The following is a 15,446-nucleotide window of genomic DNA, read 5'->3' on the forward strand; positions in this document are numbered from 1 at the left end:
TCCCAGGGCGCACTTTTTTCGCTCGGTGCATCAATCCCACAATGCTTGAATCGGCGTGCCCGGCACGTAGTGATGGGCGATCTGCGCCTGGAACAATTCCGCCGCGGCCAGCGCATCCGTGAGCGCGTGGTGGGCGTGGTAGCGGGGCAGATGATAGCCTTCGCGGCTATCGGCGAGCCTGATCGAGGGCTGCGCAGTCCGCCGGGAGCAAGCTCCCTCGCCACGGGTCACTCGCTGTTCGCGCCAGCTTTTAACTGATCGGCATCAGCGCCCCAGGGCGCACTTTTTTTGCGCTCGGTGCATCAATCCCACAATGCTTGAATCGGCGTGCCCGGCACGTAGTGATGGGCGATCTGCGCCTGGAACAATTCCGCCGCGGCCAGCGCATCCGTGAGCGCGTGGTGGGCGTGATAGCGGGGCAGATGATAGCGCTCGCGGCTATCGGCGAGCCTGATCGAGGGCTGCGCACGGCGCAGCAGCCGGTCGAGCCAGCTTCGGTTGCCCCGGTGCATGCGCGCTTCCAGCTGCATGGTGTCGATGACCGGAAATTGCAGGCCTTCGCCCAATTGGCGGCGCAGTGCCTGGTCCAGAAAGCCGCGTTCGATATTCCGGTAATGCACCACCATCACATTGCCGGCCATGGCTTCAAGCAACGCGTCCAGCACCTCGGACAACGGCGGCGCATGCAATATGTCCGAATGAGTAATGTGATGGAACGTCACCGAATGCTCGTTCAACTCCGACGGCGGTTTGATCACCCAGTAGAGCGCCTGGCCACAGCGTATGCGCTTGAGCGTAAACGGGATCAGGCCGATGCTGACGATACTGTGAGCGCCGGGGTTGAGCCCGGTGGTTTCTACGTCCATGGCCATTAATTGCACCTGCTCGATCGGCGTCTGCGGCGCAACCGTCCCGGCGCGATAGAACTTTTGCAGGCTCGGGTGGCGTGCTTCCTGCGCCAGAACCTGAAACCGGGCCGCCCAATCCAACGGTGCGCAAGGCTCAGGTTTTGAAGAGTGTTTCACGGGTTTGGCCGTCCTTTTGCCGGGTAGCGGAACCGCAGGAAGTTCTGTGCATTGTTCAACACTTGGAAGGCCTCCTTGAGGTTATGCCGCTCGCTGGTGGAAAAACGCTCCGGCTCGATGTAGTTGTCGGGCGTTTCGCCTTGCTCCATGGCTTCAGCCTGGTGGCGGATGCGCACCATGGACAGAAATTCCAGGGCGTAACGGAGATGCTCGACCGCCTCCGGTTGCATCAGTTGGGTGCCGCTGATCGCCTCAAGCCGGTCAAACGAGTTCTGCGCGGTGCTGGCACAGGCCAGGGCATGGATGCGGATCAGGTCGGTGAGCGGTGCGGTGCCGCGACCCTTGAGGTTGATGATGCGTTTTTGTCGCCCATCCGTTTCCACCACGAACGTGCGGAAAAATCCCAACGGCGGCGTGCGGTTCAGGGCGATGCGCGCCATGGCATGCAGGAAGGCCGGGTGACGGCTGGATTTTTGCGCACACAGGGTTTTGAGCGTCTGCACCAGTTCAAGCTGGCCATACACGCCATCGAGATCGAAAAAAATGCAGCTGTTGAGCAGCGTTGCGGGGTTGGGGTTTTCTATCCACTGTTCAAAGTAGGCGCGCCACACGTGCAGCGGCTGGCGCCACTGATCGTTGGTCGCCATGATTGCGCCCTTGCAATAGCTGTAGCCGCACGCGGCGAGGCCGTCGCTGACAAAGGCGGCGAGGCTGCGAAAATACCCGTCGTGCAACGCGGGGTCGAAGCTGTCGTCGAGTACCAGAGCGTTGTCCTGGTCGGTGACCAGCAACTGCTCATCGCGTGCCATCGAGCCCAGCACCATGAAGCAGTAGGGCACCGGCGGCGGGCCCAGTTTCTTTTCGGCAAGCTCCAGCAGGCGTTGGGTGAACGCTCGGCCAATACCGGAAATGGCACTGCCGATCATGTGCGCGGTGGCGCCATCGCGCACCATGCGGATATACGTGCCGCGCAAATCACGCAGCAGCACGCGCAGGCCTTCGACCGAGGTTTGGTTGGAGATGCGATTGACCAGGTACAGGCTGCTCTGGGACTCGTAGCGGATGATGTCCGACAAGTTGATCAAGCCCAGGGTGCGGCCTTTGTGCACCACCGGCAGGTGATGGATATTGCGGCGCAGCATCACCAGCATGGCTTCGAACACCGAGTCGTCAGCCTGTATCGCCGCGGGGTCGACGGTCATGATCTCGCTGATCGCGGTGGCGGTGTCGCTGCGCGCCGCTGCGACCACGCGGGTGCGCAGGTCGCGGTCGGTCACAAGGCCGACCATCCTGGCATGCGTCCCGTCGTCGGGCGCCATGACGACCACACATGAAACGCTCTGTTCGGTCATCACCTTGGCGGCTTCGTGCACGGACGTGTCGGCGCTCACCCACACCAGCGAGCGCGAGATCAGCGCACGACTTTTCAGCTGGATCAGCTCGCTCGCCCGACCCTGGGACTCCACTGCGCTCTTAAGCCGGGAATGCCCTTCGGCTTCGACGAAGTCGGCAAAGGTGTCGTGTTGGGCGCACAACTCGGCGAACAGCTCGGCGGGGATAAAGTAGATCAGGCTGTCTTCCAGCGCCTTGGCCGGAAAGCGCACCTTATTGCTGCGCAACAAACCGGCCTGGCCGAAGATATCGCCCTCGACCAGGCGGTTATAGAGCTCGCCATTGCGTCGGTAAATTTCCACGGCGCCGCTGCGCACGTAATGCAGATGCTGGACAACCGCGCCCGCTTCCAGAATGTCGGAACCCGCCTTGAAGTAACTGACCTCAATGCGCCGGGCGATAGCCTCGAGCGATTCGAGCGGCAGCGCATCGAAAGGCGGGAAACGGTGAAGGTGGTCGCGAATCTCCTGTAACTCGATCTGCATGGAACCTCGGAGATGAAAAGTAAGGGGAAAAGCCGCCATCAAGGGCCGTCGCTGCCCAACCTTACCATCTGCGATGCGTGGCTGATGAAGCGGCGCAGGCGCCAGAGGGCAATTAAAGACGCCGCATAGGGTTTGCATCCGCTGCCTCGGCTTCATATCATCGCCGCGGGTGCTGTGTCGCGTGTCGCGCATGGCAGGTTAAATTCAAGCGTTGGTCGGGCCGCCATCGGAGTCAGCCAGTGCCCGGAAAAAAACCGCTCTCGTCCGCCATTCCCCGTCCGCAAGTCTTAGCCGAGCGTGCCCTGTCCGCGCTGGAGCGGTTTTCCCATATCGAAGCGGTCAGCGGCATCGCGCTGCTGGTGGCGGCCCTGGTCGCCCTGGCCTGGGCCAACAGCCCTTATGCCGCCAGCTATGAACACCTTTGGCACACCCAGATAACGTTGGGCTTTGGCGAGTGGAGTGTGTCCAGGTCGCTGCACTTTTTAGTGAACGACGGCCTGATGACGATTTTCTTTCTGGTGGTGGGCGCCGAGATACGCCAGGAAATCCACGACGGTGCCTTGGCCAGCTTCAAAATGGCCATCTTGCCGCTGGGCGCGGCCTTGGGGGGCGTGGTGGTACCAGCGCTCATTTACCTGGCGATCAACCACGGCACCGAGGCCAGCCATGGCTGGGCCGTGCCGACCGCGACGGACATCGCTTTTGCGGTGGGCGTACTGGCGTTGCTGGGCAAGTCCATTCCCGGCGGCGTGCGCATTCTGCTGCTGGCCCTGGCGATTATCGATGACATCGTCGCCATCCTGATCATTGCGCTGTTCTACACCGCCAGCCTCGATTTGAGCGGCGTGGTAATTGCCCTGGGCGGGGTGATGATGGTGCTGTTGTTCCAGCGCATGGGGATCAGCAAGATGGCGCTGTACATCCTGCCAGGCGCGATTGTCTGGTACGGCCTGCTCAAGACCGGCGTACACCCCACGCTGGCCGGCGTGCTGCTCGGCCTGATGAGCCCGGTGCGCTCGATGCCGATGCGCGAGCGACCGCTGGAAAGCCTGCAGCGCAACTTCCACGAACTGGTCGACAAGTTTTCTGCAAAGGGCCACGACCCGCAGGCGGTGCATCAACCCCTCAAACAGATACGCCAGGCGCAGCGCGAAATGCTCTCGCCCGTGCAGCGTATCCAGACCGCGCTGCATCCTTGGGTCGCGTTCGGCATCATGCCGTTGTTCGCCCTGGCCAATGCCGGGGTGAACCTGGCCGGCGCGAACCTCGACGAAGGGATGTCGCAGCACGTCTTCATCGCAGTGATCCTGGCCTTGGTGGTGGGCAAGCCGGTCGGCGTCATCCTGGCTTGCGGGTTGCTGGTCAAGTCGCGGTTGTGTCAGTTGCCACAGGGTGTGACGTGGTCTGGCGTGGTGCTGGTCGGTTTGCTGGCGGGTATCGGCTTTACCATGTCGATCTTCATCGCCTCGCTGGCATTCAACGATGCCAGCCTGCTGTCCGCCGCCAAACTGAGCGTGCTGTGCGCTTCCGGCCTGGCGGCCGTGCTGGGCTTGAGTTGGGGTTGGGCCCAGCGCAAACGCGCCTGACAGCCCGCGCAAGGAAGAGCCCGGTGGGCGGGGCTCGGTTTTTTCCTGCAAGACTTCGACCTGGACGCTGCTCACCGTGCAGTCATGCTTGGGCCCAAGCCAATGGCTAACCCTTAAGTGGAGATGGCCTGGTGCTGAATAGATGTGGGAGGGGGCTGCGGTAGCGGTGTTTCAGTGACTAAATCAACGCTGACTCAACGTATCGCAGACCGCTTCCACACAGAACTGCGCCCATCTCCAGGCCTCAGTCAATCCGCGCAAACCGCTCAATCACAGGCTGCTCCCGATGCTCGGCCTGCCATAAGCCGTAGGCACTTTGCATGGACAACCATAACTGGGCAGTACTCACGCCGGCCCGTTCCAACCGAACGGCAAGGTCCGGGCTGACCGGGGCGTGGCCATGCAGGATCCTTGAAAAAGTCTCACGGGCGAAGCCAAGACGTCGTGCTATCCCGGTAATGGTAATGCCCAAGGCAGGAATCACATCTTCAAGCAATATTTCACCTGGGTGAGGTGGGTTGTGCATCGGCATGTTGGTACGTCCTTCGACTATGGGCATTCAACCGCGAAGGCTAGAAGGACCAGTTCCAAGCAACAACCCCAAAACGCTGTATGAAACTTCCTGCACGCCCTTCGACATAAAAGGCTTCGGATTTTTCCTGCAAGATTTTGGGCCGCGCATGAACTTGTGGTGAGAGGTCCGCACGCCTAGTCTTCGTCCCGTCATCGCGAAAAACGGTGACACGGACGTGCAAGTCCGGTTACATGTCGGCGCACCAACGCCCATAGCCATTCAACGGGCGTTTTTTATGCCTGCTGTACTCGTTATGGCGGCTGTGCGTGGGAGACTCTTCGGAGTCTGCCGGGGTCCGATATGCCCGGTCTTGCACACCTGCGCACAGCTGCCACCTTGATCCGCGTGCAAGCGGAAGAGGGCAGCTTCCATCACATATCGGAGCTGTAAATCATGATCAAACCTACCCCCAATCCACCCCTTTTCACCGTAAACCCCCACCAGAACACCGAAACGCTGCTGGTCAACGCCAGCGAAACCCTGTCCTCCCTCAACGCACTCACCTGCAACCTGGCTTTCGACCTGGACACTTCCCAGCGCGCCGTCATGCTCGGGATTCAGCAAATGGCAGAGATAGGACAGCTATTGGTGGATCAAGCACTGGAACAGATATCCCCCTCCTCAGCGGCTTAAAACTTGATCGTTCCCAAAAAGGGACCTATCGTTCCCTTTTTGGGACTCATTGGCCGCTGCCATGCACACCTTGCCGCTCAGTACTGCGCTCTTCACGGTCACCCAGCAAAAAGTGCTGGGCCTGCTTTTCGGCAAGCCCGACCAAAGCTTTTTCACCAATGAAATTGCCCGGTGGGCCCAGGTGGGTAAGGGTAGCCTCACCCGAGAGTTGGAGCGTTTGCAGTCGGCGGGCATCTTGAACATGACGCGCCAAGGCAACCAGACTCACTACCAAGCCAACCCTCAGTGCCCGATTTACTCGGAACTGTTGGCTATCGTGCGCAAGACGCTGAGCCTGGACGAGCCATTGCGCAATGCACTGGCACCGTTTGCCGAGCAGATCACCTGGGCGTTTATCTACGGTTCCATCGCCAAGGGTGAGGCGCACTCATCCAGTGACATAGATCTGATGCTGATCGGTCAAAGCCTCAACTACAGTGAAGTCATGGAGCAACTCATGCCGCTGGAAGAGCAACTGGGTCGCACCATCAACCCGACGCTGTACACCCCTGAAGACTGGATGGGTAAATGGAATGCCGGGAACAGTTTCGTGCAGCGGGTAGTGCAGCAGGACAAGATCAATCTGTTAGGGGGCAACCCCCTGGAATCCACGGATGGACAGCAAGGCAAACCTGGAGAAGCTGCAACGTAGTGGTGGCTTGAAGGCTGAGCCTCCTGATCGCAAGGAGTGTGACGGGCTGATGCGTTCAGCTCGTGATCGATTGAAGGACGCCGCGACCCCACAGCTATCATTCGCCAGCCGTTTCGATCTGGCTTACAACGCCGCCCATGCTATTGCCCTCACGGCTTTGCGCTTGCAAGGCTATCGTTCTGACAAACGCTATCTGGTCTTTCAATGTCTGGTTCACACCCTCGACGCGAGCAAGGTGCAGGTGCGGTTGTTGGCGTTGTGTCATGAGCGTCGCAACCTGGCGGAATACGAAGGGTATATGGATGAGGATGAGGCCCTGCTAAGCCAGTTGATCGAGAGCGCGACGGTATTGCTGGTCAAAGTGGAAGATTTGTTGGCTAGCCTTGATCAGAGATAGCGCGGTTCGTTCGGTCCCACACAGGGACTGCTATCTGGCAGGCGCTACTGAGCAAATGTGGGAGGGGCGGTGCGACGATTCGACTTGCCCCCGATAGCGGTGTATCAGCCAAAATTTAATAGCTTACCCACCGTAATCGGGAGCAAGCCCCCACATTTTGATCTTCATTACTCCAGGCGTAACGGTCTGTCGTTGAGCTTGATTGATGGCCCCCGAATTCGCTCCTAAGGTACAGCCCACGACAGCAACCCCCCGTGGAGCGACCATGACAACAACAATCACCCCCGACTCGCGCTGGACGCGGCGGCGCGACGAGAAGCAGCGGCGGCTCGGGCTGGTCAAACAGTTTGCAGACGGGGCGGTGCTGCCCAGCGACAAGATCGTTGAAGCGCTCGAAGCGCTGATCCTCCCAGGCGACCGCGTGGTGCTGGAGGGCAATAATCAGAAGCAGGCCGACTTCCTCTCGCGCTCCCTGGCCAAGGCCGACCCGGCCAAGCTCCACGATTTGCACATGATCATGCCCAGTGTCGGCCGTTCCGAGCACCTGGACCTGTTTGAAAAAGGCATCGCGCGCAAGCTGGACTTCTCGTTCGCCGGCACCCAATCCCTGCGCATCAGCCAATTGCTGGAAGACGGCCTGCTGGAAATCGGCGCGATCCATACCTACATCGAACTCTACGCGCGGCTGGTGGTGGACTTGATCCCCAACGTGGTGCTGTCCGCCGGTTTCATGGCCGACCGCGCCGGTAATATCTACACCGGCGCCAGCACCGAAGACACCCCGGCGCTGATCGAGCCCGCCGCGTTCAGCGATGGCATCGTGATCGTGCAGGTCAACCAATTGGTGGATGACGTCACCGATTTGCCCCGCGTCGACATTCCGGCAAGCTGGGTCGATTTTGTGGTGGTGGCCGACAAGCCGTTCTATATCGAGCCGCTGTTCACCCGCGACCCACGCCATATCAAGCCGGTGCATGTGCTGATGGCGATGATGGCGATCCGTGGCATCTACGAAAAACACAATGTGCAGTCGCTCAACCATGGCATCGGTTTCAACACCGCCGCCATCGAATTGATCCTGCCCACCTACGGCGAATCCCTGGGCCTGAAGGGCAAGATCTGCCGCAACTGGACGCTTAACCCACACCCCACGCTGATCCCGGCCATCGAAAGCGGTTGGGTCGAAAGCGTGCATTGCTTCGGCACCGAATTGGGCATGGAGAACTACATCGCCGCACGCCCGGATGTGTTTTTCACCGGCCGCGACGGCTCGATGCGCTCCAACCGGATGTTCTGCCAACTCGCCGGCCAATACGCGGTGGACCTGTTTATCGGCGCCACCCTGCAAGTGGACGGCGACGGGCATTCCAGTACCGTAACCCGTGGCCGCCTCGCAGGCTTTGGCGGCGCGCCGAACATGGGCCACGACCCTCGCGGCCGCCGCCACGGCACGCCAGCCTGGCTGGACATGCGCCACGATGACGCGCCCGAAGCCTTGCTCGAACGCGGCAAAAAACTCGTCGTGCAAATGGTCGAGACCTTCCAGGAAGGCGGCAAGCCCACGTTTGTCGACACCCTCGACGCGGTGGAAGTGGCACGCAAAAGCGGCATGCCGCTGGCGCCGATCATGATCTACGGCGATGACGTCACCCACCTGCTCACCGAAGAGGGCATCGCCTATCTGTACAAGGCGCGCTCGCTGGAGGAGCGCCAGGCGATGATCGCCGCCGTCGCCGGGGTGACCGCCATCGGCCTGCGCCACAACCCCAAGGACACCGCCCGCATGCGCCGCGAAGGCTTGATTGCCTTGCCCGAAGACCTTGGCATCCGCCGTACCGACGCCACCCGCGAGCTGTTGGCCGCCAAGAGCGTGGCTGACCTGGTGGACTGGTCCGGCGGCCTGTACAACCCGCCCGCCAAATTCAGGAGCTGGTAAATGCGCGCCCTCCCATTGCATGAACTCACCCTGGCCGATCGCCTGGCGGACATGGCCGTCGATGCGTTGATCGATGAAGCGGACCTGTCGCCCAAACCCGCCCTGGTGGACCGGCGCGGCAACGGCGCGCACACCGATTTGCACCTGGGCCTGATGCACGCCTCGGCGCTGTCGCTGTGGCCAATGTTCAAGGAAATGGCCGAGGCGGCTCTCGACATCGGCGAAATCGGCTTGGCCCTGCGCGAAGCCCTCGGGCGTATCGGGCGCGAAGGCGAGCAGGCCATGCTCGCCACCACGGGCGGGGTGAATACCCATCGCGGCGCCATCTGGGCCCTCGGTTTGCTTACTGCCGCTGCCGCCCTGGAGCCACGTAACGTTCCGCTGAACGCCGCCCGGCTGGCCCTGCTTAATGACCGCTTTGCCCCGCGGCCGATGAGCCACGGCGCTCAGGTTGCGCAACGCTACGGCGCACGCGGTGCCCGTGAAGAGGCGCAATTGGGCTTTCCTTCGGTGACGCAACGCGGCTTGCCGCAACTGCACAAAAGCCGTCAGCAAAACGCCGGAGAACAGAACGCACGCCTGGATGCCTTGCTCGCGATCATGACCGAGCTTGCCGACACCTGCGTGCTTTACCGCGCAGGCCCGCAAGGTCTGCGGGCAATGCAACACGGCGCCCAGGCGGTGCTGGACGCCGGCGGCAGCGCAAGCCTCGCCGGCCGCCGCCAACTGCACGCGCTGGACCAACACCTGCTGGCCCTGAATGCCTCCCCCGGCGGCGCCGCCGACCTGTTGGCCGCCTGCCTGTTTATCGACCGCCTCGACGGAGCGTTGTGATGGAAACCTTATCCTTTGAATTCCCCGCCGGGCAGCCGCCAAAGGGCCGTGCGCTGGTGGGGTGCGTCGGCTCCGGCGACCTTGAGGTGCTGCTGGAGCCGGGCACTGCCGGCACGCTGACGATTCAGGTGCAAACCTCGGTCAACGGCGCCGAACAACGCTGGCGGCACCTGTTCGAGCGCCTCTTCCAGGAGCAGACGCCACCGGCCTTGAACATTGATATCCACGATTTTGGCGCCACCCCCGGCGTGGTGCGTTTGCGCCTGGAGCAAGGCTTCGAGGAGATCGACTATGACTGACTTGCTCAACAAACACAGCTTCGTTGAACTGGGCGCCCGCCAGCGAACCAGGGCCTTGCTCGACGAGGGCTCTTTCCGTGAACTGATCGACCCGTTCCAACGCGTCATGTCGCCCTGGCTCAGCCGCCAGGGCGTGGTGCCCCAGGCCGATGACGGCGTGGTGATCGCCAAGGGCACGCTGGCCGGCCTGCCGGTGGTGATCGCCGCAATCGAAGGCAACTTCCAGGGCGGCAGCCTGGGTGAAGTCGGCGGTGCCAAAATCGCCGGCGCCCTGGAGCTGGCCGCTGAAGATAACCGCAACGGTATCCCGACCCGCGCCGTGCTGCTGCTGGAAACCGGCGGCGTGCGCTTGCAGGAAGCCAACCTGGGCCTGGCGGCGATTGCCGATATCCATGCGGCGATTGTCGATCTGCGCCAGTACCAGCCGGTGATCGGCGTGGTGGCCGGAAGTGTCGGGTGCTTTGGCGGCATGTCCATCGCGGCGGGGCTGTGCAGCTACCTGGTCGTCACCCGCGAAGCACGTCTGGGCCTGAATGGCCCGCAGGTCATCGAACAGGAAGCGGGGCTGGAAGAATACGATTCGCGCGACCGGCCCTTTATCTGGAGCCTTACCGGCGGCGAGCAGCGCTTCAACAGCGGCCTGGCCGACCGGTATGTGGCGGACGATGTGGCGCAAATTCGGCACACCGTCAGCGCCCTGCTGCAACACGGCGCGGCGCCACAACAACGCAGCCGCCGCGCCGATTTCTACCTGGCGCGCCTGGCCGAACTGGACACCACACCGCAGATCGACCCGGCGAGCGTGCGTGCGCTGTATCAGGGAGAACGCTCATGAGAGGTTTGCAGTGGTTTAACGCGTTAAGCGCCGGGGCGACACCGGTGCAAGGGCTGCCCGACTCGCTCAAAGTCGCCGATGGCCAGTTGAACGGTCAGCGCGTGCGCTTTCTTGCCGTGGTCACCGACCCGAACAACCGTTTCCCTCGCGCCCGCAATGGCGAAGTCGGCCTGCTGGAAGGCTGGGGCCTGGCCAAGGCGGTGGATGAGGCCATCGCCGTAGGCGATAAGCGCCCGCTGATCGCGATTGTCGATGTGCCCAGCCAGGCCTATGGTCGCCGCGAAGAAGCCCTCGGCATTCATCAGGCGCTGGCCGCCGCCGCCGACAGTTACGCCCGCGCCCGTCTGGCCGGGCACCCGGTGATTGCGCTGTTGGTGGGCAAGGCCATGTCCGGCGCCTTCCTCGCCCACGGTTACCAAGCCAATCGCCTGATTGCCCTGCGCGACCCAGGCGTGATGGTGCATGCCATGGGCAAGGCCTCGGCGGCGCGGGTCACCCTGCGCAGCGTCGAAGAGCTGGAAGCCCTGGCCGCCAGCGTGCCGCCAATGGCCTATGACATCGACAGTTATGCCAGCCTTGGGTTGCTCTGGGAGACGTTGACGGTCAGCCAAATCGAACAGCCCACGGCAGACGATGTGGCGCGGGTCAGCGATTGCCTGGCGAATGCGATCAAGGATATCGACGCCTCCGATTTGAGCGGGCGCCTGGGAGCCTCGAACCGGGCGGCGTCCAGTCACGTGCGCCAACTGCTGCGGGAGCAATGGTGAACGCTCACGACTTGCTCTGGGGCATGACCCGCACGCATCTGCCCGCCGATGCGCCCGGCTGGGTGGTGGAAGCGATCAGCGCCGGTCACCCGGTGGTGGTGCGCCGCGCCATCGTCGAGCCAGGCCATGTGGCGGTAGGCGTGCGTGGGCGTGTGCGCGAGCAGCGTTTTGCCGCCGTGCTGCCGATAGCGGCCGTGCGGCGGCGAGTGGTGCCCGAAGCCCTGTGTGACCGGGTCTCGCCACGAGACGTGCCCGCTTTGCACGCGCTCAACCAGTTGCGGCCGGTGTTGGCCCATGCAACCTGGGGCGTTACCGGCAGCGCAGGCTTTGAGTTGGCCACCGGCATTGAAGCGCTGCATGCGCAAAGCGATCTGGATTTGATTTTGCGTGCCCCTGAGCCCATCACCCGCAGTGATGCCGGGGCGCTTCTGGCCAACCTCGACACAGCGCCCTGCGCGGTGGACCTGCAACTGCAAACCCCGTTCGGCGCGGTCGCCTTGCGCGAATGGGCCGGCTCGTCGCGCCGTGTGCTGCTTAAAACCGCCAGCGGTGCGCACCTTGTGCTCGACCCTTGGCAGGCCGTGGCATGAGCAGCCTGCTGGTGTTCCCTGGGCAGGGCGCCCAACGGCCGGGCATGCTCGAGCACCTCGCTGAACCGGTGCTCGAAGAAGCCAGTGACGCGTTGGGCGAGAACGTTCGCCAGCTCGATTCGGCGCAGGCGTTGGCGAGCACCCGCGCCGTGCAACTGTGCCTGCTGATCGCGGGCGTGGCGCATGCGCGACGGTTGGAACACGCACCGGATTACGTCGCGGGGTTGTCCATCGGTGCCTATCCGGCGGCCGTCATCGCCGGTGCGCTGGGTTTCGCCGACGCCGTCAAACTGGTCAGCCTGCGCGGTGAGTTGATGCAGCAGGCTTATCCACAGGGCTACGGCATGACGGCGCTGATAGGCCCCCAGTTATCCACCGTTGAAACCTTGCTGGCCGAGGTTCACAGCGCGCAGACCCCGGTGTACCTGGCCAATATCAACGCCGATAACCAGACCGTCATCGCCGGCAGCGACGCGGCCATGCAACGGGTGGCGGAGCGCATCAAAGGCAACGGCGTCGCCAGGCGCCTGGCCGTCAGCGTACCGTCCCACTGCGCCTTGCTGGACGAACCGGCCCAGGTCCTCGCCCAGGCGTTCGTGGCGCTCAAGGCGCCGCGCATCACCTACCTGAGCAGCACCCGCGCCCGCCCCATCCACAACCCTTTGCACCTGCGCGACGACCTGGCCTTCAACATGTGCCGCGTCGTCGACTGGCGCGGCACCGTCCAAAGCGCCTACGAGCGCGGCGTGCGCCTGCAAATCGAACTGCCACCGGGCGCGGTGCTCACCGGCCTGTCACGCCGCGTCTTTGAACAAGGCACGGTGATCGCCTGCGAAGGCGCACGCCTGGACACTTTGCAGGCCCTGCTGCAAGAGGAGGAGCGCCGCCACCGATAAAACACCACCCAAGGCTTTCGAAGCACAACAACAACAATTTCGATCGAGCACTTTGAGGACAATAACAATGATTATCTACGGTGTGGCTTTTCTGGCGTTCTGCACGTTGGCAGGATTGTTTGTGGGTGAGTTGCTGGGCAAGTTTCTGGGTATCCCGGCCAACGTCGGCGGGGTGGGTATCGCCATGTTGCTGCTGATCGGCCTGGGCAGTTACCTGAGCAAGCGCGGCTGGTTTACCAGCAAGTCGGAGCCGGGCGTGAGCTTCTGGGCGGCGATTTATATCCCGATCGTGGTGGCGATGGCGGCGCAGCAAAACGTCTACGGCGCCATCAGTGGCGGCCCCATGGCGATTCTGGCGGGCACCTTGGCGGTGGTCCTGGGCTTTGCCCTGGTGCCGGTGCTGACGCGCATCGGCAACGCTGAACCAAGCGCTGTTGTTCCCACCAAGGAAGCCGGGTGATCGCCATGTATGAATCGATGATGAAAGTGATCACCGGCTACGGCCTGATCAGTGGTTTTGCCGTGATCGGCCTGACCATGTGGGTGTCCTATTGGATATCCGACACTTTTACCAAAGGCCGGCTGCACGGCTCGGCTATCGCCATCTTGTTGGGCCTGGTGCTGTCTTACGTCGGCGGTGCGTTTACCGGTGGCTCCAAGGGGGTGGTGGATATTCCGTTGTTGTCGGGCATCGGCTTGCTGGGCGGGGCGATGCTGCGCGACTTTGCGATTGTTGCCACGGCCTTTGGCGTAAGCGTCGACGAGTTGAAACGGGCAGGGTACGTCGGCGTATTGGCGTTGTTCGTGGGGGTGGGCTCATCGTTCATCGCGGGCGTGGGCGTCGCCATGGCGTTCGGTTACACCGATGCGGTGAGCCTGACCACCATCGGCGCCGGTGCCGTGACTTACATCGTTGGCCCGGTGACCGGCGCGGCGATCGGCGCCAGCTCCGAGGTGATGGCGCTGTCGATTGCCGCAGGCTTGATCAAGGCCATCCTGGTGATGGTCATGACGCCGTTCGTGGCGCCCTTTATCGGCCTGAACAACCCTCGCAGCGCGGTGATCTTCGGTGGCCTGATGGGCACTTCCAGCGGCGTGGCGGGCGGGTTGGCGGCGACCGATCCGAAGCTGGTGCCGTATGGCTGCCTGACCGCAGCGTTCTATACGGCGCTGGGGTGTTTGCTGGGGCCGTCGTTGTTGTTTCTGATGATGAGGGGCTTGGTGGGCTGACCTGGGGGGCTGACTTGGTGGGCTGACTTGGGGGGGGCTCGGCGTCTGGTCGATGGCAGTCTCAAACCTGCCGATTGGCATACATCCGACACTCCGCCAACAGCGCCAGCAAGTTCGGGTCGCGCTCCTTGGCCTTCAGGAACACCACCCCGATATGCTGCTGCAACCGATACCTGGGCTGCAGCGGTATCAGCTTCACGCGGTTCTCGTACACCGCCGCGATCCTGCCCGGCAGCAGCGCATAACCCACCCCCGAACTGACCATGCTCAGCAGCGTGAAGATGTCATTGACCTGCATCGCCACTTTCGGCTCGAACCCCGCCTGCTTGAACACTCGGTTGCCGTCCTGGTGGGTGGCGAAGCCTTGGGTGAGGGTGATGAAGGTGGCGTCGCGCACGTCGGCCAAGTCGATGTGCCGTTCGCGGTCGAAGGGGGAATCGGCCGGTGTGGCGAGGAAGATGTCGTCGGAAAACAGCGCGATCTGTGCACAGTCCGGGTCGTTGGCATGCTCGTCGAGGGAGATGAGGATTGCGTCCACTTCCATGTTTTTGAGCTTGTAGAGCAGGTCGAAGTTGGAGCCCAGGATCAGGTCGATATTCAGTTCGCTGCGGCGGATTTTAAGGCCCATGATCAGCTGCGGTACGGTTTTGACCGTCAATGAATACAGCGAACCCAGCTTGAAACGTTCGGCGGAGAAACCGGCGGCTTCGCGGGTCAGGCGCACGCTGTCGACCACGTCGGCCACCAGTTTTTGCGCGCGCTCTTCGAGTACGTAGGCGCTTTCCAGGGGCGTGAGGTTGCGCCCTTCGTGTTTGAACAACGGGCAGCGCAGGGCATTTTCCAGCGAATGAATGGCGCGGTGCACGCTGACGTTGCTGGTGTGCAGTTCGGCGGCGGCGCGGGCCAGGTTGCCGGTGCGCATGAATGCCAGGAAGATTTCCAGCTTTTTGAGGGTGAATTCTTCGTCGATCAACATGGCCGTGGCTCTTGTTCGAATGCCCACAATTGTGCCCGCAAAACCGCGCTGCGTCGCCGGAACGTCACGAGGCGCTTGCACTCTGATGCGCAAGGCTGGAGGCTTGCCGCCAGTCGTCAAGGGTGACGGGAGGTCTACGACAGATGTATCACGGGGAACGTTTCAACGCTTGGAGCCATTTGCTCGGGGCTGTCGCGGCGTGCATCGGCGCGGTGTGGATGCTGGTGGTGGCGAGCCTGGATGGCAGCCCCTGGAAGATCGTCAGCGTGGCGATTTATGGCGTTACGCTGATCGTGCTGT

18 protein-coding genes and 1 pseudogene are annotated in these 15,446 nt (G+C 62.5%); 14 read left to right on the forward strand and 5 right to left on the reverse strand.

All coding sequences use genetic code 11. The annotated features are described in order from the left end of the window. Window positions 1–30: 30 nt before the first annotated feature. The 3 genes and pseudogenes from Q1V60_RS19535 to Q1V60_RS19545 form a co-directional block, all read right to left on the reverse strand. A pseudogene (locus tag Q1V60_RS19535) lies at window positions 31–192 on the reverse strand (3'-5' exonuclease); the annotation flags it as partial. Between the two features lie 110 nt (window positions 193–302). Next, window positions 303–989 (reverse strand): 3'-5' exonuclease, encoded by a 687-nt coding sequence (locus Q1V60_RS19540; RefSeq protein ID WP_300633654.1) that lies wholly within the window; start codon window positions 987–989, stop codon window positions 303–305. A gap of 32 nt (window positions 990–1,021) precedes the next feature. Beyond that, the gene (locus tag Q1V60_RS19545; protein WP_300633625.1) at window positions 1,022–2,902 is read right to left on the reverse strand and encodes a DUF294 nucleotidyltransferase-like domain-containing protein; all 1,881 of its coding nucleotides are present in this window, start codon (window positions 2,900–2,902) and stop codon (window positions 1,022–1,024) included. Window positions 2,903–3,141: 239 nt separating this feature from the next. Here Q1V60_RS19545 and nhaA point away from each other — a divergent pair, with 239 nt between their 5' ends. Next, window positions 3,142–4,488, forward strand: a complete 1,347-nt coding sequence (nhaA, locus tag Q1V60_RS19550; RefSeq protein WP_300633627.1) for a Na+/H+ antiporter NhaA — start codon at window positions 3,142–3,144, stop codon at window positions 4,486–4,488. 244 nt (window positions 4,489–4,732) lie between these two features. Here nhaA and Q1V60_RS19555 read toward each other — a convergent pair whose 3' ends face one another. Continuing rightward, a complete protein-coding gene (locus Q1V60_RS19555) occupies window positions 4,733–5,020 on the reverse strand; it encodes a HigA family addiction module antitoxin (protein ID WP_300633629.1) in 288 nt (95 codons plus the stop codon). A gap of 435 nt (window positions 5,021–5,455) precedes the next feature. Between Q1V60_RS19555 and Q1V60_RS19560 the strand changes: the two genes are divergently transcribed. The 12 genes from Q1V60_RS19560 to madM all read left to right on the forward strand — a co-directional run bounded on the left by Q1V60_RS19560 (window position 5,456) and on the right by madM (window position 14,170). After that, window positions 5,456–5,695: a DUF6124 family protein gene (locus tag Q1V60_RS19560; protein WP_046069919.1), complete on the forward strand. Its 240-nt coding sequence runs from the start codon at window positions 5,456–5,458 to the stop codon at window positions 5,693–5,695. Window positions 5,696–5,756: 61 nt separating this feature from the next. Beyond that, window positions 5,757–6,386: a nucleotidyltransferase domain-containing protein gene (locus Q1V60_RS19565; RefSeq protein ID WP_300633633.1), complete on the forward strand. Its 630-nt coding sequence runs from the start codon at window positions 5,757–5,759 to the stop codon at window positions 6,384–6,386. Continuing rightward, window positions 6,349–6,783 carry a hypothetical protein gene (locus Q1V60_RS19570; protein ID WP_300633635.1) on the forward strand — a complete coding sequence of 145 codons (435 nt, stop codon included), beginning with the start codon at window positions 6,349–6,351 and terminating at the stop codon, window positions 6,781–6,783. Before Q1V60_RS19565 ends, Q1V60_RS19570 begins: the two co-directional genes overlap by 38 nt. Window positions 6,784–7,048: 265 nt before the next feature. Further along, window positions 7,049–8,719: a malonate decarboxylase subunit alpha gene (gene mdcA / locus Q1V60_RS19575; RefSeq protein ID WP_300633637.1), complete on the forward strand. Its 1,671-nt coding sequence runs from the start codon at window positions 7,049–7,051 to the stop codon at window positions 8,717–8,719. Next, window positions 8,720–9,553: a triphosphoribosyl-dephospho-CoA synthase gene (locus tag Q1V60_RS19580; protein WP_300633639.1), complete on the forward strand. Its 834-nt coding sequence runs from the start codon at window positions 8,720–8,722 to the stop codon at window positions 9,551–9,553. After that, complete coding sequence (locus tag Q1V60_RS19585; protein ID WP_300633641.1) at window positions 9,553–9,852, forward strand: malonate decarboxylase subunit delta; 300 nt, start codon at window positions 9,553–9,555, stop codon at window positions 9,850–9,852. The genes Q1V60_RS19580 and Q1V60_RS19585 overlap by 1 nt, the downstream gene beginning before the upstream one ends. Continuing rightward, complete coding sequence (locus tag Q1V60_RS19590) at window positions 9,845–10,687, forward strand: biotin-independent malonate decarboxylase subunit beta (RefSeq protein WP_300633643.1); 843 nt, start codon at window positions 9,845–9,847, stop codon at window positions 10,685–10,687. Before Q1V60_RS19585 ends, Q1V60_RS19590 begins: the two co-directional genes overlap by 8 nt. Then, the gene (gene mdcE, locus Q1V60_RS19595; RefSeq protein ID WP_300633645.1) at window positions 10,684–11,454 is read left to right on the forward strand and encodes a biotin-independent malonate decarboxylase subunit gamma; all 771 of its coding nucleotides are present in this window, start codon (window positions 10,684–10,686) and stop codon (window positions 11,452–11,454) included. The genes Q1V60_RS19590 and mdcE overlap by 4 nt, the downstream gene beginning before the upstream one ends. Beyond that, window positions 11,448–12,044 (forward strand): malonate decarboxylase holo-ACP synthase, encoded by a 597-nt coding sequence (locus Q1V60_RS19600; protein ID WP_300633647.1) that lies wholly within the window; start codon window positions 11,448–11,450, stop codon window positions 12,042–12,044. Before mdcE ends, Q1V60_RS19600 begins: the two co-directional genes overlap by 7 nt. After that, entirely contained in the window at window positions 12,041–12,940 is a 900-nt protein-coding gene (mdcH, locus tag Q1V60_RS19605) for a malonate decarboxylase subunit epsilon (protein ID WP_300633649.1), read from the forward strand. Before Q1V60_RS19600 ends, mdcH begins: the two co-directional genes overlap by 4 nt. Window positions 12,941–13,007: 67 nt before the next feature. Continuing rightward, on the forward strand, window positions 13,008–13,400 hold the full coding sequence (gene madL / locus Q1V60_RS19610; protein ID WP_300633651.1) for a malonate transporter subunit MadL: 393 nt from the start codon (window positions 13,008–13,010) through the stop codon (window positions 13,398–13,400). 5 nt (window positions 13,401–13,405) lie between these two features. Next, complete coding sequence (madM, locus tag Q1V60_RS19615) at window positions 13,406–14,170, forward strand: malonate transporter subunit MadM (RefSeq protein WP_300633656.1); 765 nt, start codon at window positions 13,406–13,408, stop codon at window positions 14,168–14,170. 61 nt (window positions 14,171–14,231) lie between these two features. On the opposite strand, the gene Q1V60_RS19620 is transcribed toward madM, so the two are convergent. Next, complete coding sequence (locus tag Q1V60_RS19620; protein WP_300633652.1) at window positions 14,232–15,146, reverse strand: LysR substrate-binding domain-containing protein; 915 nt, start codon at window positions 15,144–15,146, stop codon at window positions 14,232–14,234. Between the two features lie 143 nt (window positions 15,147–15,289). Between Q1V60_RS19620 and Q1V60_RS19625 the strand changes: the two genes are divergently transcribed. Next, a partial coding sequence (locus tag Q1V60_RS19625) for a hemolysin III family protein (protein WP_300633658.1) occupies window positions 15,290–15,446 on the forward strand: 157 nt, incomplete at its 3' end.

Source organism: Pseudomonas sp. (assembly GCF_030147005.1).
Classification (GTDB): Bacteria; Pseudomonadota; Gammaproteobacteria; order Pseudomonadales; family Pseudomonadaceae; genus Aquipseudomonas.